Annotated in this window: 18 protein-coding genes and 1 pseudogene; 9 read left to right on the top strand and 10 right to left on the bottom strand. The window is 66.6% G+C overall.

Translation table 11 applies throughout. From position 1 onward, the window contains the following. Window positions 1–181: pseudogene (locus FHG09_RS08660) on the bottom strand (fasciclin domain-containing protein); the annotation flags it as partial. A 224-nt stretch (window positions 182–405) separates the two neighbouring features. Then, window positions 406–1,974, bottom strand: coding sequence for a molybdopterin-dependent oxidoreductase (locus FHG09_RS08655; RefSeq protein WP_152347220.1), 1,569 nt, complete (start codon window positions 1,972–1,974; stop codon window positions 406–408). Between the two features lie 108 nt (window positions 1,975–2,082). On the opposite strand from FHG09_RS08655, the gene FHG09_RS08650 reads away from it, so the two are divergent. From FHG09_RS08650 to FHG09_RS08635, 4 genes are all read left to right on the top strand, one after another. Beyond that, the gene (locus FHG09_RS08650) at window positions 2,083–2,586 is read left to right on the top strand and encodes an OsmC family protein (RefSeq protein ID WP_152347219.1); all 504 of its coding nucleotides are present in this window, start codon (window positions 2,083–2,085) and stop codon (window positions 2,584–2,586) included. A gap of 167 nt (window positions 2,587–2,753) precedes the next feature. Next, on the top strand, window positions 2,754–3,440 hold the full coding sequence (locus FHG09_RS08645) for a trimeric intracellular cation channel family protein (RefSeq protein WP_152347218.1): 687 nt from the start codon (window positions 2,754–2,756) through the stop codon (window positions 3,438–3,440). A 93-nt stretch (window positions 3,441–3,533) separates the two neighbouring features. Further along, the gene (locus tag FHG09_RS08640; RefSeq protein WP_152347217.1) at window positions 3,534–4,427 is read left to right on the top strand and encodes a hypothetical protein; all 894 of its coding nucleotides are present in this window, start codon (window positions 3,534–3,536) and stop codon (window positions 4,425–4,427) included. 4 nt (window positions 4,428–4,431) lie between these two features. Beyond that, complete coding sequence (locus FHG09_RS08635; protein ID WP_152347216.1) at window positions 4,432–5,292, top strand: polyphosphate kinase 2 family protein; 861 nt, start codon at window positions 4,432–4,434, stop codon at window positions 5,290–5,292. 5 nt (window positions 5,293–5,297) lie between these two features. On the opposite strand, the gene FHG09_RS08630 is transcribed toward FHG09_RS08635, so the two are convergent. Both FHG09_RS08630 and FHG09_RS08625 read right to left on the bottom strand, forming a co-directional pair. Further along, entirely contained in the window at window positions 5,298–5,720 is a 423-nt protein-coding gene (locus FHG09_RS08630) for an OsmC family protein (RefSeq protein WP_152347215.1), read from the bottom strand. An 85-nt stretch (window positions 5,721–5,805) separates the two neighbouring features. After that, complete coding sequence (locus FHG09_RS08625; RefSeq protein WP_319803253.1) at window positions 5,806–6,327, bottom strand: isochorismatase family protein; 522 nt, start codon at window positions 6,325–6,327, stop codon at window positions 5,806–5,808. Window positions 6,328–6,421: 94 nt separating this feature from the next. On the opposite strand from FHG09_RS08625, the gene FHG09_RS08620 reads away from it, so the two are divergent. Both FHG09_RS08620 and FHG09_RS08615 read left to right on the top strand, forming a co-directional pair. Then, complete coding sequence (locus FHG09_RS08620) at window positions 6,422–7,723, top strand: MFS transporter (protein WP_152347214.1); 1,302 nt, start codon at window positions 6,422–6,424, stop codon at window positions 7,721–7,723. Window positions 7,724–7,790: 67 nt separating this feature from the next. Beyond that, on the top strand, window positions 7,791–8,630 hold the full coding sequence (locus FHG09_RS08615; protein WP_264674065.1) for an MOSC domain-containing protein: 840 nt from the start codon (window positions 7,791–7,793) through the stop codon (window positions 8,628–8,630). Between the two features lie 3 nt (window positions 8,631–8,633). Here FHG09_RS08615 and kynU read toward each other — a convergent pair whose 3' ends face one another. After that, window positions 8,634–9,947 (bottom strand): kynureninase, encoded by a 1,314-nt coding sequence (gene kynU / locus FHG09_RS08610; protein WP_152347212.1) that lies wholly within the window; start codon window positions 9,945–9,947, stop codon window positions 8,634–8,636. Between the two features lie 215 nt (window positions 9,948–10,162). Between kynU and FHG09_RS08605 the strand changes: the two genes are divergently transcribed. Continuing rightward, window positions 10,163–10,717, top strand: a complete 555-nt coding sequence (locus tag FHG09_RS08605; RefSeq protein ID WP_152347211.1) for an OsmC family protein — start codon at window positions 10,163–10,165, stop codon at window positions 10,715–10,717. Between the two features lie 107 nt (window positions 10,718–10,824). On the opposite strand, the gene recQ is transcribed toward FHG09_RS08605, so the two are convergent. Continuing rightward, entirely contained in the window at window positions 10,825–12,651 is a 1,827-nt protein-coding gene (recQ, locus tag FHG09_RS08600; protein ID WP_152347210.1) for a DNA helicase RecQ, read from the bottom strand. Between the two features lie 336 nt (window positions 12,652–12,987). Continuing rightward, complete coding sequence (locus FHG09_RS08595) at window positions 12,988–14,295, bottom strand: MFS transporter (protein WP_152347209.1); 1,308 nt, start codon at window positions 14,293–14,295, stop codon at window positions 12,988–12,990. Window positions 14,296–14,349: 54 nt separating this feature from the next. On the opposite strand from FHG09_RS08595, the gene FHG09_RS08590 reads away from it, so the two are divergent. Next, complete coding sequence (locus FHG09_RS08590; protein WP_152347208.1) at window positions 14,350–14,808, top strand: Rieske (2Fe-2S) protein; 459 nt, start codon at window positions 14,350–14,352, stop codon at window positions 14,806–14,808. Window positions 14,809–14,834: 26 nt separating this feature from the next. Here FHG09_RS08590 and FHG09_RS08585 read toward each other — a convergent pair whose 3' ends face one another. The 3 genes from FHG09_RS08585 to FHG09_RS08575 form a co-directional block, all read right to left on the bottom strand. Next, entirely contained in the window at window positions 14,835–15,209 is a 375-nt protein-coding gene (locus FHG09_RS08585) for a hypothetical protein (protein WP_152347207.1), read from the bottom strand. Then, the gene (locus FHG09_RS08580; protein WP_152347206.1) at window positions 15,206–16,309 is read right to left on the bottom strand and encodes a serine hydrolase domain-containing protein; all 1,104 of its coding nucleotides are present in this window, start codon (window positions 16,307–16,309) and stop codon (window positions 15,206–15,208) included. Before FHG09_RS08580 ends, FHG09_RS08585 begins: the two co-directional genes overlap by 4 nt. An 81-nt stretch (window positions 16,310–16,390) precedes the next feature. Further along, window positions 16,391–16,987 (bottom strand): ArsR/SmtB family transcription factor, encoded by a 597-nt coding sequence (locus FHG09_RS08575; RefSeq protein ID WP_152347205.1) that lies wholly within the window; start codon window positions 16,985–16,987, stop codon window positions 16,391–16,393. A 124-nt stretch (window positions 16,988–17,111) separates the two neighbouring features. Between FHG09_RS08575 and FHG09_RS08570 the strand changes: the two genes are divergently transcribed. Continuing rightward, window positions 17,112–17,897: an HdeD family acid-resistance protein gene (locus FHG09_RS08570; RefSeq protein WP_193627322.1), complete on the top strand. Its 786-nt coding sequence runs from the start codon at window positions 17,112–17,114 to the stop codon at window positions 17,895–17,897. Window positions 17,898–17,924: the final 27 nt, after the last annotated feature.

The following is a 17,924-nucleotide window of genomic DNA, read 5'->3' as shown; positions in this document are numbered from 1 at the left end:
CGGACTCTTCGGGCATCTCGGACTCACCCGAGTCAGCCGGCTGGGATTCGGAGCTGCCCGAATCCGAGCCGGATTCCTCCCCGCCGGATCCGGAGTCCATACCGCAGCCGCTGAGGGCCAACAGGCCGATGGCACCGGCCGAGAGGATGGTGGCGGTGCGTGTGCGAAGCAGTGTCTTCATTGTTCTTCTCCTAATCAACAGTGATGCGTATTCGCGCACAGCTGTGAAGTGATCTCCATTGCTCGCTGTGTACTGGGTATTCGCAGCGGGCGAGTATCCGGATGGGTGAATGGGCAAGAAATCTGAGATTTTCTTCGCCGAGGCGGCCCCGGAGATTTCGTCCGGGCGTTCCTGCACGGATAATTCCGCCCGGGCGTTCCCGCTCGGACGATTCCTCTGGAAGATCATTCGACGCGGAATTGGATGTGGTGGTGTCCGGTGGCCGAGTTCGGGATCGAATCCCGACGTTTCCCCGTCTGCACGGTGCCGTCCCTGTCCGTGGCGCGCACGGTGAGGGTATGGGTGCCGGGCTCCACCCCGGAGAAGTCGGCACGCCATTGTCGCCAGGTGTCGATCGTGACCTCCTCGGCCAGATCCGCCTGCGTCCAGTCGCCGTCGTCGAGCTTGACCTCGACGCGGTCGATCCCCGAACGCTGCGCCCAGGCAGTGCCGCCGACCCGGACGGTCCCAGCGGAGACCTTGGCCAGCGGCTTCGGCACTTCGATTCGGGAGGCGACGAGGATGGGCGCCTTCGCGTCCCACCCGCGGTCGGTCCAATAGGCGGTCTTCTCATCGAAGCGGGTGACCTCGAGTTCGGTCACCCATTTGGTGGCGGAGACGAATCCGTAGAGTCCGGGCACGACGAGGCGGGCGGGGAAGCCGTGTATCGGGGTGAGCGGTTCGTCGTTCATCCCGACCGCCAGCAGAGCGGCACGGTCATCGGTCAGCGCTCCGAGCGGAGTCGAGGCGGTGAATCCGTCGAAGGAGTGGGAGAGGACCATGTCGGCTTGCGAGCTCGGGCGTGCTCGGGCGAGGAGCTCGCGCACGGGATAGCCGAGCCAGGTCGCATTGCCGACGAGCTCCCCGCCGACGGGGTTGGACACGCAGGTCAGCGTGATGTGGTGCTCTTCGAGGGGCAGATCGAGGACGTCGTCCATCGTCAGGGTCACCTCCTCCTCGACCATCCCGTGGATGCGCAGGGACCACTGTTCGGGGTCGATGACCGGGGGTGAGAGCACCGTGTCGATGCGGTAGAAGTCCTTCGCTTCGGTGACGAAGGGAACCGTGCCCTCGATGTCGGTGCTCGCTGCGGCCGGGATCGCGGCCGCCTTCTTCGCGGGGGTGGGCAGAACCAGCTTGGCCACCGCGGCTCCGGCCTCCTGGGCGAGCGAGGCCACGGTCTGACCGGCGGCGATGGTCACGGCGCCGATGGTGCCGACGGCTCCTGCGAGGGTGAAGAAGCGGCGTCGGCTCAGCGGATCGGGCTGCTGTGGCCGGGCGGTGCGAGCGGTCGCCTCGGCGGTGGCTTCAGGGACGCCGAGGCGGAGCAGCAGGACGAAGACCGCGACGCCGACCCCGATGCCGATGAGCGTGGGAATGATGTCTGGGGCACCCGCCTCGGGGCGCAGGATGATGACGATGACGGGGACCAGCCCGGCAGCGAGCAGCAGCGTCGTGGCCAGTCGCCGGCGGGAGGCGGCCAGGGCCCCGATGAGGCCCGCCGCCACGAGCGCCCCCAGCCCTGTGGAGAGGATGAGGACGAGTTTGTCGTTGTCGCCGAAGAGAGCGATGACGGGTTTGATCGCCGCCGGCGGAGCCAAGGGAATGATCGCCTGCCCGAGAGTGAGCAGGGGCGCGGCGCTCGGGCTGAAGGCGCGGGCGAGGACGTCGGCGAGGCCGAACATCACGACAGTGGCGACGACTCCGGCCAAGGCGCCGCGGAAACGGTGTGCAGCACGGGTTTTCCGATTCATAGTGATCATTCGGAGCCATCGGGACGGCGGATGGGTTCACAGCCTTGGTCACTGACCATTCACCGAAACGCCAGTGACCTCGTTGCGCTCCTGTCGTAGCATGGTGCAATGACTGAGAAACCCGGATACGCCCAGCCGCAGGCTCCGACCGGAGATGCGGATGAGCCGAAGAGCCCGAGCGCGCCGATCTACACCGCGAAGGTCGAAAACCTCGGCGGCACCTCGGGTGAGGTGCGCGTCGAAGACGGCCAGACCCTGCCCACCGCCCCGACCTCACGGGTCGAGGAGGGCAACAACCCGGAACAGTTCCTCGCCATGGCCTGGTCGACCTGCCTCGGTGAAACGCTCAAGGTCGTCCTCGCCGTCAACGAGATCGAAGCGCTCTCACGAGTGCGCGTCGAGGTCGAACTGCACAACGAACCCTCCGGCAACGGCTTCTATTTCGCCCCGAAGGCATTCATCTCCATTGAAGGGGTCCCGGACACCGACGCCGAGAAGTACGCCGCCCGCGCCCACGCTCGCTGCCCGATCTCCAAACTGCTCATGGGCAAGGGCACCCCGGTCGTCGAGATCGAACCGTACAAGAACCCGGACAACTTCCAGCTCAGCTGAGTTCACTACTCACCTCGGCGGTGATCTGCGCCAACTGCACGGCCGCCTCGGCGATGGGGAATGGTCCACCAGGCAACGGCTCACCAGGCGCCGAAGCGGATTACAGTGGCGGATAGGGCGTTCGGCACCGGGCCGGGCACGGGTCGTGGAGAGGAGCCGCTGTGGAGATGAATCTGCAGGAGGTCCTGTTCCTCGCGCTCGACCTCACCGGCACCTTCGCGTTCGCCGTATCCGGAGTGCTGCTGGCCGCGCGCCGGAATTTCGACATCACGGGCGGGCTCGTGCTCGGCACACTCACCGGCATCGGCGGCGGCATGATCCGCGATGTGCTCCTCGACCGAGTGCCCAACGCCATCGGCCAACCGATCTACCTCGCTCCGCCGGTGATCGCGACCCTGCTCATCTACATCATCGGTTCGCACATCTCCAGGGCCCGGATCTGGATCGTCGCGTTCGACGCGATGGGCATCGGACTCTTCAGCGTCACCGGGACGACGATCGCGCTGTCGGCGGGGACGAACTATCCGGCGGCTCTCCTCATGGGTGCGCTGACCGCGTGCGGCGGCGGGCTGATGCGCGATGCCGTGGCCAGTGAGGATCCGGCGATCTTCCGCGGCACCGATCTCTACCTCATTCCCGCACTGTTCGGGTCGGGGCTGACGATCATCGCCGAGGTGACCGGGCTGTTGGGTGCCATCGTCTCCCTGGTCATCGCGGCCGCCGCCTTCGGCTTCCGCATGCTCGCATGGAAGCTGCAATGGCGGGTGCCGCAGCCGATGCGGCAGTGGTCGTACAAGGACACCGGCCGTCGAGTGAAGAAGAAGCTGCCGTCGGTGTTCCGGAAACCGGACTGAGCGGTTGATGATGTCAGAGCGTCGTCACAGGGGCGACAGATCTGCCACATCGGCATCGGCTTCGTCGGCCGGGACGTGTGCGACGATGAAATCATGAGTCAGACACCCGCTGGACCGCCCCCGCCCGGATCGTCCAGGGTCGCCGAGGTCGAGCCGGTCCCGACGTGGACGCGTGACTTCCTGCGGGTCCTCGGCATCGCACTCTTCGGCGCGCTCTTCTTCACCTTCCTGATCTGGTTCGCCTCGACCGGTCTGCTGCTGCAGCAGAACCTGGAAGCGATCGAAGCGAACGCAGCCTGGGCGGGGATCTGTGCCGGATTGATCGCTTTTCTCTTTCCTTTCCTGTTCATGGAACACAAGCGCCGGGACAACGGGTTCAGGCGTGATGGTCTCATTCCGCTGGCCACCCTCAGCGTGGTCTGCAGCGGAGTGATCGTTACCCTGGTGGCGCTGATATGGCCCGTCATCCTCGGCGATCGGACGGTGCCCGGAACGGTTGCTGCGGGACTCAACAGCGATCCGGCGAGCTTCTTCCTCATCCTGCTCTTCTTCATCGGCGGCATGGCGTGGGCGATGACCCTGATGCTGCCGATGATGGTCGGCGGCTATAAGATCGCTGTCTGGCTGCTGCTGCCCTATCTTGGTTTCGTCTTCCTCATCCTCTTCGCCGGTCTGAGGGTCTTCGAGAATCCGCCGAGTCTGCTCTTAACGATGATCTGGCTGGCTGTGGCGCTGTCGGGCCTGGCCGCGCTGACGGGCATCGCCGCTCTGCGCAATGTCATCGACAGACCGAGTCGGCAGATGACCGGTGCCGAACGCGAAGCGGCCTACCAGCAGTTCCTGGAGGACCGGCGCCGTCGCGGGCTGGGGAACGAGAGCCCGCTGCCGGGGATCGACACACCTCAGACGAGTCCGTCTCCGAACTCTCCACCCGGCCCGAGGGCGAACGGTCCATATAGACGCGGCCCCTCTCACCTGGAAAGATGAACGCATGAGTGAGCCGACGAGCAACTGGGCGACCGACCCCGCCCCACTTCTGCGCGTGGGGGAGGGGTTCCGCCTCGGCGAGGTCGGCCCCGATTCCACCCCCGGCTACGAGGGGGATAAGAAGAGCGGGAAGAAGGACCTGGCGGCGCTGTCCGCTGAACTGAGCGACCTGCAGGAACGCCTCTTCGCCGCCCACCACGACGATGATTCCGGTCCCGCCGTCCTCCTCGTCCTCCAAGCCATGGACACCGCGGGCAAGGGCGGCATCGTCCGCCACGTCGTCGGTGCCGTCGATCCGCAGGGCGTCGAACTCGCCGCCTTCAAGAAGCCGACCGACGAGGAACTCGCCCACGACTTCCTCTGGCGCATCCGTCCGCGCGTGCCCGGGCCGGGCATGATCGGTGTCTTCGACCGCTCCCACTACGAGGATGTGCTCATCGGCCGCGTCCGCGAACTCGCCGACGACACCGAGCTCGACCGCCGCTACTCGGCCATCAACGACTTCGAAGCCGAACTGGTCGCGGCGGGGGTGCGGATCATCAAGGTCATGCTCCACATCTGCCCGGACGAGCAGAGAGAACGCCTGGCCGAACGCCTCGACCGACCCGACAAGCACTGGAAGTACAACCCCGGCGACGTCGACGAACGCCTCCTGTGGCCGGACTACATGGACGCCTACCAGGCCGTCTTCGACCGCACCTCCACCGAGGCGGCTCCGTGGTTCGTCGTGCCCGCGAACCGGAAATGGTACGCCCGCTTGGCCGTGCAGCGACTGCTGACCGACGCCCTGAACGCGATCGACCCGCAGTGGCCGGCGGCCGACTTCGACGTCGAAGCCGAGAAGAAGCGCCTGGCCGAGAGCTGAGGGCCTCAGTCGCGACGGATGCTGAAGTCGACCTTCGTGGGGTGTTCGACGGTGCGCGAGACCGTGCAGTACTTGTCGTGGGAGAGCCCGACGAGGCGTTCGATGCGGGCATCGGCCTTCCGGCCCTCCTCGTCGTCGGGGAAGGCGAGGTCGAAGTCGAGGTGGACGTTGTCCACGCGGGAGGCTCCGTCCTCGTCGATCTTGTCGGCGGTCGCGGAGACCTCGAACTTCGTCGGTTCGGTGTGGCGGCTGGTCACGGTGTCGACGTCGATCGACGAGCAGCCGGCGACGGCGGCCAGGAGCAGTTCGACGGGTGTCATGAGGCCCTCGCCGCGGCCGAATTCGATGCTCGCTCCGCTCGGTGCGGTGGCGCGGTAGTGGTTTTCGGCGATGCGGGTCAGTTCGATGCTGCGAATGTCTTCACTCATGAGCCCATGATGTCAGATCCCGGGCGGGACGGCGTGTGGGGCTGAGCTTCGACGATGCGGTCCGGTGGCGGTCAGGGTCTGAGGTTCAGGGTCCGGGGTTCGGGGTTCGGGGTTCGGGGTTCGGCGAAGTCGACCTCGCTCGATTCCTGCACCCTTGCCTGCCGACCGGGACCGGATTCGAACTGCCAGTACAGGTTCGTGTGGGAGACGACCTGCTCCGGTGGGGGAGCGCCCCATTCGGTGAGGTCCTCCGTGGTGTGGGCGTCGGTGACGAGGGTGACGTCGTAGCCGCGGCAAGCACCTCCTCGAAATCCGTGTCCTCGAAGGTATTGCCATGGGTCTTCTCGACGATCGCTTCGCCGTCGGCGGGGGAGAGGGCGTCGACGATCTGCCATTGCGGGGAATCGATCGGCAGCTCACCGGAGCTGTGCCGGACCCAGATCACCTCGGTGCCGGTGCCGGTGTTGCGGGCGCGGTCGACGAGATCCGAGATCGTGGAGATGACGCCCTCGGAGTTCCAGGCGGCCTGCATCACCCCGTTCTGGACGTCGATGACGATGAGGGCGGTGTTCGGGCGAGTGGACGTCGGCGGCTGTGCTGTGGACATGTGATCCTCCTTGATCAAGGATCATTGTCCTCGCCTCGATCCCAGCAGACAAGAGGCGCAGGCCGGTTCGCTGTGAGGGTGTGAGAATGGGGGAGTGAGCGATACCTCCCAGAACTCCGGCGACGAGGCGGGCGTCGGCAAGGCGGCTGCCCCGCGCCGCTTCAGCGTGCTCCGCAGCTGGAAGACCGCCCCTTACCTGGTCGGATCGGGCACGGCGATGATGGGCGACAACATCGAGCACGTCATCACCTATTGGGTGCTGTGGCAGAAGTTCGAATCCCCGGCGCTGGTCGGGTTCCAGCTCATCAGCCACTGGCTGCCGTTCCTGCTGCTCTCCGTCTATGCGGGGTCCCTGGCCGAACGCTTCGACTGCCGCCGTCTCATCCAGATCGGGCAGATCATGTTCATGGTCGTGTCCCTGTGCTGGGGGATCCTCTTCCTCACGGACTCGCTGCAGCTGTGGCAGGCATGCGTGCTGCTCGTCATCCATGGGCTGGCCGGATGCCTGTGGGGGCCGGCCGAGCAGATGATGCTCCATGACTTCGTCGATCGGAAGGAGCTGCCGAGCGCGGTCCGCCTCAATGCGACGTTCCGCAGCCTCGGCATCCTCTTCGGTCCGGTCGTCGGTTCCGCCTTGCTTCTCGGGGTCGGCGCCACTTGGGGCATCTTCATCAACATCATCTTCTACCTGCCACTGACGATCTTCCTCATCCGCACCCCGTTCACCGGACATCTGCGCAGCGGAGGAGTGCGCACTGCGCGGACGACCCTCATCCAGTCGCTGCGGGTGCTCATCGATGTCCGCCGCAATCGGGCGATCGTCGGCATGCTGCTGCTGGCCGCGCTCGCCTCGACGACGATCGGGGCGGTGCTGCAGACGGCGATGCCGGTGTTCGGCGACATACTCAACCCGGTCGGCGGGGACAGCGACTTCACGTATGGTGTGCTGCTCTTCGCCATGGGTGCAGGCGGGGTGCTCGGCGGCTTCGGGCTCGAGGCGACCGGATGGATCAAGGCAGTCCCGGCCGCGGCCGCACTGGCCGCCGCGGCCATGGGGGTCAGCGCCTTGCTCTTCGCCCTGACGTCGCACCTGTGGGTGGCGGTCATCATGCTCGTCATCGCCGGGGTCTCGAAGATCACCGCTGAGTCGACGGAGATGGCGATCATCCAACTCGAAGCACCCGCGGAGATCCGCGGCCGCGTCATCGGCTCCTATGCGACGTTCGGTCCCGGCATGCAGACCTTCTCCGGAGTCACCGTCGGAGTGCTCGGCACAATCGCCACGATCCCCGGAGCCGTCATCATCGGCGGCACTGTTCTGGCCATCGGAGCCGTGGCCATCGGCACCTACGCCGTCACAGGAAGACGCAACCCCCATGCCCCAATTACTACCTGACGGGGGCGCAGCAACCTGGCGCCAGGTATCTGCGCCGCCGTCACCTGCTCCGGCGCGGGGATTCGGCGTGCTGACGATCGGATTCGCCCATATCAAAGGCACGCGGCACGAGGCCCGGCCCGGCGCAGTCATCGACGCTCACGGCCCGAGAGGTGACCGCGAGTTCTGCTTCGTCGACGTCGACACGCGGCAGGTGCTCAAGACAGTGCAGAATCCGCGGCTCATCCAGATCGCCACGAGCCTGAACAGAGCCGGCCGTGAGGGCGGCGAGGACGGTGAAGAGGCCGGTCGGCTGACGATGACCCTGCCCGACGGTCGATCCGTGAGCGGAGTTCCACATGGGTCGGGCGAGCGGCTGACCTGCGACTACTGGAAACGACCTGTCGGTCTCGAGCTCGCCGACGGGCCGCATGCACAGCTCGCCTCCGAATGGCTCGACCGCGCGGTCCGTCTGGGCCGGGTGCCGCGCGGAGCAGTGGTCTACGGGGCTTCGCTGTCGATCGTCACGACGGCGTCCCTGCGCGATCTGAGCGACAGGATGACCGATACGCGACAGGGCGCGACCGATCTCACCAGGCAGGCAGCTCGGTTCCGCGCCACAGTCGTCCTCGACACCGACGAACCCTATGCGGAGGAGTCGTGGGAGGGACAGGTGATCGACCTCGGCGGTCTGCGGGTACGGATCGGGTCGCCGATCCCGCGCTGCGCGGTGATGGATCTCGACCCGATCACCGGCGAACGCAACGCCCCGGTGCTCAAGACGCTCGCCGGATTCCGACCGGCGAACTCGGCCGGCGAACCCGTTTTCGGTGTCTACGCCGAGGTGATCGGCACTCCCTCGCGCTCAGACGCTGGTGACGGCGGCCCAGATACCTGGCGCCAGGTTGCTGAGCCGCCGTCACAGTAGCAATTAGGTGACGGCGCCGCGGACTCTGTGGGCTGGGGAGTCCCAGAGGCGGTTGTCGAGGATGTCGCGCAGAGCTTCGACGGTGTCCCAGACCTCGATGAACCCGATGTAGAGCGGGGTCAGTCCGAACCGCAGCACCTCCGGTTCCCGGTAGTCGCCGATGATGCCGCGTTCGATGAGGGCGCTCATCACCGCAAACCCCTCCGGATGCCTGATCGAGACCTGCGACCCGCGGTGGGCGTGCTCGCGTGGGGTGACGACCTCGACCGGGTGGTCGGCCAGGCGCGTGTCGACGAGATCGATGAACAGGTCCGACAAGGCCAGGGACTTCTCTCGCACACGCTCCATGTCCACACGGGAATGGATGTCGAGGCCGAGCTCTGCCACGGACATCGACAGGATCCCCTGCGTGCCGGTGAGGTATCGGCGGATGCCGTCGGCAGGCCGGTAGTCCGGAGCCATCTCGAAGGGCTTGGCATGCGACCACCACCCCGACAGGGGCTGACTGAACCGGTTCTGCAGGGCTTCGGCGACCCAGATGAACGCCGGAGAGCCGGGCCCGCCGTTGAGGAACTTGTACGTGCAGCCGACCGCCATGTCCGCGCCCGACCCGGCGAGATCGATCGGCAGGGCACCGGCCGAGTGGCACAGATCCCAGATGACCATGGCCCCACCGGAATGGACCGCCGAGGTGGTCGACCCCATATCGAAGAGTCGACCGGTCCGGTAGTTCACATGAGTGAGGACGACGAGAGCCACCTCGTCGGACATCGTGGTCGGGAACCCCGCGGTGACTTCCTCATCGTCGACGAGGCGAACCTCATACCCGTCGCCGAGCTGATCGGCCAAGCCCTGCAGCATGTAGATATCTGACGGGAAATTCTCCCGCTGGGTGAGGATGATGCGGCGTTCAGGGGAGTCCTCGACCTGCATCTTCAGCGCCGCCGAGGCGGCCTTGAACAAGTTGATCGAGGTGGTGTCCGTGACCACGGTCGACCCGGCCCCACCGCCGACGATCCCGGCGATCTTCTCCCCGAGCGTCGCCGGCAGATCCCACCACCCGGCCGTGTTCCACGACCCGATGAGGCCGGTGCCCCACTCGTCGGTGATGACATCCTGGGCACGTTCGGCGGCTCCCTTCGTGCGGGGACCGAGTGAGTTCCCGTCGAGGTAGATCGTGCCCGGCGGGAGCAGGAATTCCCCGCGGAAGTCGCGCAGGGGATCGTTCGCATCGCGCTGTTCGCAGTCCGTGCGGGTGATTGCAGTCGGGGAGACATCTGAGTTCGCCGAGGTGGCAGTCCGGTCAGGGGTCGTCATCGTCGCCTTCCACGTGGTGAGGGAACCGGTGGGTTCGTCCGCATCCCAGGCTACCGTGCGTCGGCTGATGACGATCTATGACCTGCTCATGACATCAGACGACGGTATTCGACGGTGGGAAGGGATCAGTCAGGCGGCCGTTTCTAGTCTGAGACCAGCACCGACCCGCACGATCTCGACCAATCGCTTCACCATTCGATCAGGAGACCACCCTCATGACCACCACCGACTTCGACACGACCATCGCCATCAGTGACGAGGAACGCGCCACGCGACTGACCACGGCCGGAAACGCATGGAACGAACGCCTGGCCGCCTCGGCGAAGAACGGGCAGCTGACGTTCTCGGCCTCCGGCATCGCCCGCGGGTCCGTGTCCTCGGTCATCACGGCAGGCCGCCACACCTTCACCGTCGACGAACCGACCCCGCTGGCCGGGGACGATGCCGCCCCGAATCCCGTCGAATACGCCCTCGGCGCACTCATCTCCTGCCAGGTCGTCGTCTACCGCCTCTACGCCCAGAACCTCGGGCTGACCATCGACGAACTCGATGTCACCGCCGAGGGCGACCTGGATGTGCGGGGGCTCTTCGGTGCCGATGAGACCGTGCGTCCCGGGTTCTCCGCCGTGCGGGTGAGCGTGAGCATCGCCGGACCCGACAGCGAGGAGGACTACCGGAAGTTGCAGGAGACCGTCGATGCTCATTGCCCTGTCTTCGATATCTTCACGAACCCGACCCCGATCGACGTCAGCGTCACGAAGACCAACTGAGGTCACAAAGCCCGCTCCGCCCCTCCAGAACTACCTGACGGGGGCCCAGCAACCTCGCGCGAGGTTGCTGGGCCCCCGTCAGGTAGTTCTGGAGGGGTGGGCAGGGATCAGCCCGCGTGTGCGGAAAGCACCTCGAGCACGTCGTCGCCGTAGCGGTCGAGCTTCTTCAGGCCCACACCGCTGACCTGACCGAGTTCGCTGATCGTCGATGGCTTGACCTCCACGATGCCGTAGAGCGTGGCATCGGGGAACACGACGTAGGCGGGCACGCCCTGCTCCTTCGCCTGCTCGCCGCGCCAGGACCGCAGAGCCTCGAACAGGGAGGCGTCGGCGGGGTCGAGTTCGACCTCGGGACCGCCTCGGCGAGTCCTCTTCGCGCCGGACTTCTTCACCGGGTCGACGCGCAGGGAGATCTCCTCTTCGCCGCGCAGGACGGGTCCGGCGTTCTCGCCGAGCACGAGCACTCCGTAGTCTCCGTGGGATTCGAGCAGGCCGCGGGCGAGCACCTGCCGGATGACGGTCTTCCACTGGCTCTCGGACAGGTCCTCGCCGACTCCCCAGACGCTCAGGCTCTCATGGTCCGAGGCCCGTGACCGGTCGTTGTCGTTGCCGCGCAGCACATCGATGACCTGACCGGAGCCGAAACGCTGCCCGCGTTCCCGGTCAAGCCGGATGACCGCGGACAGCAGCTTCTGCACGGCCACGGTCGCGTCCCAGGTCACCGGGGGTGTCATGCAGGTATCACAGTTTCCGCACGGTGCGGATTCCTCATCGAAGTAGCGCAGCAGCTGCACCCGGCGGCAGTCGACGGTCTCACATAGGGCGAGCATCGCATCGAGGTGGCTCATCTGGCGGCGTTTGAACACCTGGTCGCCCTCGCCGGATTCGATGAGGCGGCGTTGGGAGACGACATCGCCGAGGCCGTAGACCATCCACGCATCCGCGGGCAGTCCGTCACGTCCGGCTCGGCCGGTCTCCTGGTAATAGCCTTCGACCGACCGGGGCAGGTCGAGATGGGCGACGAAGCGGACATCGGGTTTGTCGATGCCCATGCCGAAGGCGATCGTGGCGACCATGACGATGCCGTCCTCGCGGAGGAACCTCGCCTGATTCTCCGCCCGCACCTCGGACGGGAGCCCCGCGTGATAGGGCAGAGCGGTGATGCCGCGGGCGACGAGCGCCTCGGCGAGCTGGTCGACTCCGCGCCGCGACAGACAATAGACGATCCCGGAATCCCCGGGATGCTCGGTGGTGATGAAGTTCAGCAGCTGCGACCGCGCAGAGGCCTTCGGTTCGATCCGGTAGGTGATGTTCGGCCGGTCGAAGCTGGCGACGAAGTGCTCGGCGTTCTGGAGGTGAAGGCGCTCGGTGAGTTCGGCATGGGTGGCGGGAGTCGCCGTGGCCGTCAGGGCAATGCGCGGAACGTCGGGAAACTGTTCGGCCAGCACTCCGAGACCCAGATAGTCGCTGCGGAAGTCATGTCCCCATTGGGACACACAATGGGCTTCGTCGATGGCGAACAGGGAGATCTGAGCCTGCTCGAGCAGTCGCATCGTCCGCGGCAGGACGAGCCGTTCGGGCGCAAGGTAGAGCAAGTCGATCTCACCGGCGAGCAGCTGCTGTTCGACCTGCTGCGCGGTGTCGAAATCGAGGGAGGAATTGAGGTAGGCCGCGCGCACACCGAGGTTCTCCAGGGCAGCGACCTGATCGGCCATGAGCGCGATGAGCGGGGAGATGACCACGCCCGTACCAGGCCTGACCAGGGCGGGGATCTGATAGCACAGGGACTTTCCGCCGCCGGTGGGCATGAGCACGACCGCATCCCCGCCGCCGACGACCTGATCGACGACAGCCGCCTGCTGCCCCCGGAACTCCTCATAGCCGAAGACATCGTGGAGGACATCGAGGGCGGAGGCCGTGGCTGCGGAGGTCATGGGACCCACCCTAGTTCACGTCACTGACTCGAATCTCCGGGTCGTGCAGTCGTTAGAGGCCGTTCGATGACGAGGATGTGGGGGAGCCGCCGCCGAATATCGGTCACAATCGGATACTCGAGCCGAAACTCAGGTCGCAACCGGATACTCCGCGCGCCGGCGCCGAAAGTATCCGAAGGCGACCACAGTTTCCGACCCACTGTCCGAAAGTGACCACCTCTCGGCCGAGGGCTCGGGATCGGCCGAACTCTCGGCATCGGCTGACAGCCTCCGACCACGGCCCACCACAGCACTCATCGCCCGCCCTCACCGGGCAGAGAACCTCAGCACCCGCCCTCACCGGGAAGAGAACCTCCGTGCCGCCATCAACCCGAACACACAGACGAACGCCACCCCGATGGCAAAGATCGTCGTCGCATTCGCCAACCCCACCGTGGCGGCGAGGAATCCGGCACCGATGGCCGGCACCGACATGAACACGTAGGCGAGGATGAAGTACGAGGTGGTCGCCTCGGTGCGGTGCTCGGGTGCGGTCACCGCAGTGATCGCGCGCATCCCGGTCATGAATACGAGCCCCTGTCCGGCTCCGGCCAACACAGAGGAGGCGATGAGCACGGTCAGCGAGCTGACCAGGAGCGCGGCCACGAGGGCGCCCATGCTCACGATCATCGTCACTGTCCCGCCGATGATGAGCCGGCGGTCGCTGAGTGCGCGGAAGATCAGCTGCGCGCTCGCCGAGGCGCCGAAGAGGAGGAACACGACGGTGCCGGTGACCGCGGTCGACGTCACGTGCAGGGTCTGGCCGATGAAGCTCGGCGCGATCGCCGAATACAGTCCGCATACCGCAAATCCCGTGATCGCCCCAGGTGAGGCAGCCAGGAACATCCGTTTCGCCGAGGCGGGAATCCCCGGCAGCTGCAGCCGCACGGCACCCCGGTTGCCTCGCATCCGTCCGCCCGTGCGGTCGCGGACGAGGAGCAGCGCGACCCCGGCGATGACCAGCATGATCGCGTTGACTAGGAACGGTGTGAACAGGGGAGCGGGCGCGAAGCCGGCGAGCAGGCCGGAGGACAGAATCCCGAGGCCCAGCCCGCCCATATTCGCGGCCGTCGCCAGGGACCCGGCGAGCCGTTCGCGGCCGACCGGGGCGTTCTCGAGCACGGTGACGGTGGCCGTCGACGTGAAGATCCCCGCCGCGAGCCCGGAGAGGACGCGTCCGGTCAGCAGCAGGCCGACGTCGGAGCCGATGAGGAAGAGAATCGCCGAGGCGACCGAGAACACCACACCGAGGCTGAGCACCGGACGTCGCCCCAGTCCGTCGGAGAGGCGGCCGAAGACGACGAGCGCGGCGATGACCCCGAGCGCGTAGATCGCGAAGAGCTGCGTGGTGAACGCGGTGCCGAACCCGAATCGCTCCTCATAGAGCGGGTAGAGCGGGGTCGGCAGTGTGGTGCCCATCATGACGACGGTGAAGACGTACACCGAGGCGGCCAATCCCCATCCCGTCGCGGCGCGCGATTCCGGATCGCGCCGGTTCGCCGCGGGAGCTTCCTCCGCCATCAATCGCACCGCCTTCCCGGCCTCCGGGTCCCACCTGAGAGCCACGAGCCGTCTGCGATTGTACGCTGGAACTCCGATGCCCATGCCTGCGTGAGAGCATGGCGGATTGTGCGCACCCGCGAGAAGGAGCAGATTCCGATGACCACGTCCCCGAACAGCCCCGCCGAAGCCGACCCGACCGCACCGGCGGATCCGAGCCGGCGCCGAGTGATGAAGACGGCGGGCGTGGCCGGAACGGTGGCGGTCATCGGCGGCTCCGCGGCGGCCACCTCGGCGTGTTCGTCCGACGAGGAGGCGGAGCCGACGAAGGACGCGAGCCTGCCGGCCGCCGATGTTCCCGTCGGTTCCGGCACCGTCATCGAGGACACCTACGTGATCACTCAGCCGAAGGAGGGCGAGTTCTTCGCGTTCTCATCGGTGTGCACCCACCAGGGGTGCCAGGTCACCCGGATCACCGAGGAGGCCATCATCTGCCCGTGCCATTCCTCGAACTTCTCGGTGACCACCGGAGAGGTGGTGTCCGGACCGGCCGAGGAACCGCTGCCGAAGTACGAGGTCTCCGAAAGCGGCGGCACCCTCACCATCACGGGCAAGTAGCGCCGAGGCCGACAGCCGAGCGGCACTCAGAGGAAGAGCCCGGGCAGGACGAGGGCTCCGGCGACGAGGACCGCGAGGAGGCCGGAGAAGGCCAGTCCGCTCGACTCGCTGCGTCGAGTCTTCGTGTCCTCGGCCCGCCATGGCAGATCCGGCCATACGAGCGCGGTTCGAAAGACGGCGACGACGATGACGAGCAATCCTGCCGACCACACCCAGATGAACCAGCCGTCCCACCCTCCGAACGGTGTGATGAGGCGGATGAGCAGGATGAACACGACCGCCGTGACAATCCCTGAAAGCAGACTCAGGCGGGTCTCCGCGCGGGGAGCGCGCCACGCGGTGAACGCACCCCAGGCCACGATCAGTGCCCCGATGACCGTTGAGACGAGTTCCGCGTTCATGAGCGAGGTCCCTTCTTCGAGATGATCGACGCGGCGGCGTCGACGTCATTCGCTGAGTCGTTCAACACGATGACGCCCTGTCCGGTCTCGGCGGAGAAGCCGAGAAACGACCTGTAGCCGCCGGTGCCGCCGTTGTGCCAGGTGAGGTTCGGCGTTCGGTTCGTCGTCGTGAACCAGGCCCAGCCGATCCGGTCGCCGCCCTCGAACTCGGCGCGGGGTTCGGCCGCGTTCGCGCCGGGTGCGGTTCCGTCCCGCACGGCCCGCAGCCAGATGCTCATGTCGTGGGTCGTCGAGCGGACCGCTCCGGCCGAAGCCGAACCGCTCATCGTCCACGGAGCCGCCGGCAGCCCCGAGGCCGTGTACCCGTGGCTGAGCCCCTCGGCAGAGTCTGGTACGAACGTCTCCTTCATTCCCAGGGGTGCGGTGATGCGCTCTGCGACGAGGTCCGCATACTCCATGCCTGTCACCTCGACGAGAGCCTGGCCGAGGACGGCGAAACCGAAGTTCGAATACTCGGGTTCAGGGTCGCCGATCTCCACGTCGATGAGACTCGTCACGATCTGCGCCGAATTCGCACGGTACGGATCCGTGTGCAGATAGTTCGACAGGGTGCTCATCGCTCCGTCGATGAAGTTCGGCGCCGGTACCTGCGCGGGCAGCCCGGACCGCTGCATCGCAATCGACTCGAGCGTCACCTCGGCGATCTTTCCCTCGAGATCCGGCCAGACCTCGCCGAGGCGGGTGTCCGCCTCGACCTCCCCGCGGTCGATCGCATCGGCGAAGAGGGCGGCGGTGAACGTCTTCGTGATCGAGCCGATCTCGAACTCGGTGTGCTCATCGGCCCCGGTGCCCGCGAACGTCACCTCGTCGCCGTCGATGCGGGCGGCGGCCACATGCTGCCAATGCCTGCTGCCGAGGCTCTGCTCGACGTCGGCCATGAGACCGGCATCGCCGGTCGCTGCGCCCTGGAACCCGCGTGGCCACGGAGTGATCGCCACGAGCGCGGCGGCCGTCAGCGCGGCGGCGATGATGGCGATCAACCAGCGCCGAGGTACAGATGAGGCTGTCGCGGAAGTGCGGTCTTCCTCGGTGGTGGTCATCGTTCCTCCTGGTGAGCAGAGGCGGGTTCTGCGGTGGTCGGGATCGGGCCGCACAGTGCGCGGTGGGGTCGAGAGGTGTGGTCAGTGCGTGCCGATGAGGACGAGGGTGAGCAGCGGAATGACCCGCTGGGCAGGCACGCGCCAGTGCCCGCGGCGGGCGCTTTCGAGCCATCCGGCCCCGGCGAGGGCATGCACATGGTGGTAGATCTGCCCCGACGTGCCGAAGCGCTCGTCCTTTCCGAGCTCGGCCACGGTGCTCGTGCCCTCATAGATCGCCTGAAGCAGCTGGAGTCGGACGGGATGGCCGAGTGCTGCCAAGGACTCGGCCGCCTCGGCGAAGTCGATCTGCGCCAGCCCCGCACTGTTGAGGCCCATCTGCCACGCCACGGGATCGGAGCTGCCCGGAGGAGTGGTGCAGCCGGTGTAGGTCACCCCATCGCCGAGGTGGTCGACGAGTCCGTGCAGAGCCCAGAACGTCTCCGTGTCGCTCGGCAGGGCCGTGCCCGCTCTGTCGGACAGCGCAGACGATTCCGCTGCGACTGTCGATCGTGTCTCCGGATTCTCCTGTGCTGTCGCAGTCTCCTGAGGCGACCCGGGTGCCGCGGTCGCAGCCTCGAGTTCGGCGACTCGACGCTCGAGCGCGGAGAGGCGTTCGTCAGCTGATGCGATAGGTTCCATGCGTCGACAATACAATAAATACGTAATTACGTAAATGCTGATGTGGCGCGACAGCGGTGCCCGTCAGTCCCTGAGACGACGCTGACCGGACAGACTCAGCTGGGAGACCTAGACTGGTGCCGTGATGAGTACCGAAGAACCGCGCACCGAATCCACGCCTCCGCGTTCCGAGGCCGCACCGCAGGCCGTTGCCGCAGCGAGGCGACTCGGCTGGCCCATGGTCGTGCGCGGAATCCTCGGTGTCGTGTTCGGCATCGTCACCGTCTTCTGGCCCCGTGATGCGAGCAATCCGCTGCAGCTGAGCCTGCCGACCGAGGTCGTCGACCACCTCGCCATCGGCTACCTCATCCTCTTCGCCCTGGCGCTGGTCTTCCAGGCCGTGCGCTCGCCGTTGAACGTGCGCACCGCGATCTTCGGCCAGGCCGTCATCGCGATCCCGGCGATCGTCTTCCTCTTCCTCGCCGACCATCCCGCCGAACTGCGCGCGGCCCTGAGCATCTGGGCCCTGCTGCACGGCGCCCTCGAATTCTGGGCCTACCGACAGCTGCGGTCCCAGCCCATGGCCTCGGACTTCCTCATCGCCTCAGGAGTCCACGTCCTGCTCGGCATCATCCTCGTCTTCGGCGACGGCATGGAAGCCCTGTCGATCCTCGGCTTCACCGGTGCCGCGACCCTCATCGCCGGTGTGATCTTCATCATCGGCGGGTACTCCCGCCTGAGCAAGGGTCGCCAACTGGCCAAGCTCGGTGCCCTGCCCGAGCAGATCGACACCCCCACCGAGGCGGCCGACCCCGCCGACGAATCCGATCACGATGTCGAATCCGATCGTGCCGTCGACGCCGGTCACGCAGCCGAGTCCGAGCATCCCGATGATCCGGACAACGACGCTCCTGTGAAGAAAGAGCCCTGACCGGCACCCGAGCCAACCGAGACATCC

This window comes from Brevibacterium sp. CFH 10365 (assembly GCF_009299785.1).
GTDB lineage: Bacteria > Actinomycetota > Actinomycetes > Actinomycetales > Brevibacteriaceae > Brevibacterium > Brevibacterium limosum.
Note: the sequence above shows the minus strand (reverse complement) of the source record. Positions and strands in the feature narration are given on the sequence as shown.

Coding starts and splice junctions, on each gene's coding strand:
- FHG09_RS08655 (WP_152347220.1), bottom strand. CDS start 1,974: ATGAATCGGAAAACCCGTGCTGCACACCGTTTCCGCGGCGCCTTGGCC.
- FHG09_RS08650 (WP_152347219.1), top strand. CDS start 2,083: ATGACTGAGAAACCCGGATACGCCCAGCCGCAGGCTCCGACCGGAGAT.
- FHG09_RS08645 (WP_152347218.1), top strand. CDS start 2,754: ATGAATCTGCAGGAGGTCCTGTTCCTCGCGCTCGACCTCACCGGCACC.
- FHG09_RS08640 (WP_152347217.1), top strand. CDS start 3,534: ATGAGTCAGACACCCGCTGGACCGCCCCCGCCCGGATCGTCCAGGGTC.
- FHG09_RS08635 (WP_152347216.1), top strand. CDS start 4,432: ATGAGTGAGCCGACGAGCAACTGGGCGACCGACCCCGCCCCACTTCTG.
- FHG09_RS08630 (WP_152347215.1), bottom strand. CDS start 5,720: ATGAGTGAAGACATTCGCAGCATCGAACTGACCCGCATCGCCGAAAAC.
- FHG09_RS08625 (WP_319803253.1), bottom strand. CDS start 6,327: ATGTCCACAGCACAGCCGCCGACGTCCACTCGCCCGAACACCGCCCTC.
- kynU (WP_152347212.1), bottom strand. CDS start 9,947: ATGACGACCCCTGACCGGACTGCCACCTCGGCGAACTCAGATGTCTCC.
- FHG09_RS08605 (WP_152347211.1), top strand. CDS start 10,163: ATGACCACCACCGACTTCGACACGACCATCGCCATCAGTGACGAGGAA.
- recQ (WP_152347210.1), bottom strand. CDS start 12,651: ATGACCTCCGCAGCCACGGCCTCCGCCCTCGATGTCCTCCACGATGTC.
- FHG09_RS08595 (WP_152347209.1), bottom strand. CDS start 14,295: ATGGGCATCGGAGTTCCAGCGTACAATCGCAGACGGCTCGTGGCTCTC.
- FHG09_RS08590 (WP_152347208.1), top strand. CDS start 14,350: ATGACCACGTCCCCGAACAGCCCCGCCGAAGCCGACCCGACCGCACCG.
- FHG09_RS08585 (WP_152347207.1), bottom strand. CDS start 15,209: ATGAACGCGGAACTCGTCTCAACGGTCATCGGGGCACTGATCGTGGCC.
- FHG09_RS08580 (WP_152347206.1), bottom strand. CDS start 16,309: ATGACCACCACCGAGGAAGACCGCACTTCCGCGACAGCCTCATCTGTA.
- FHG09_RS08575 (WP_152347205.1), bottom strand. CDS start 16,987: ATGGAACCTATCGCATCAGCTGACGAACGCCTCTCCGCGCTCGAGCGT.
- FHG09_RS08570 (WP_193627322.1), top strand. CDS start 17,112: ATGAGTACCGAAGAACCGCGCACCGAATCCACGCCTCCGCGTTCCGAG.